Annotated in this window: 1 pseudogene; it reads left to right on the forward strand. The window is 69.6% G+C overall.

From position 1 onward, the window contains the following. Positions 1 to 375, forward strand: a pseudogene (locus ACLZOT_RS50440) (hypothetical protein); the annotation flags it as partial.

Below are 375 nucleotides of genomic sequence, written 5' to 3' on the forward strand. Positions count from 1 at the left end.
GGCCCGGACGGCACCCTCTGCCCGATCGGCACCTACGGCGAGATCTGCGTGACCGGGGCGGGACTCGCGCGAGGCTATGTCAACGACCCCGACCAGACGGCCGCCGCCTTCCGTCCCAACCATCTCGACGACCGCTCGAAGACGATGTACCGCACCGGAGACATCGGGCGCTGGTTGCCCGAAGGTCTGCTGGACTGTGCCGGACGTCGCGACGGTCAGGTCAAGGTGCGCGGCTACCGCATCGAGCTGTCGGATGTGGACGCGGCGCTGTCCCGTATGCCGGGCGTGGACACGGCGGTGACCGTGGCGCCCCGGGTCGATGGACAGACGAGATTGATCGCGTACTTCACCGGTACGGCGTCGGCCGGCACCGGG

It is taken from the genome of Streptomyces sp. 4F14 (assembly GCF_048159485.1).
In the GTDB taxonomy this organism is placed as follows: domain Bacteria; phylum Actinomycetota; class Actinomycetes; order Streptomycetales; family Streptomycetaceae; genus Streptomyces.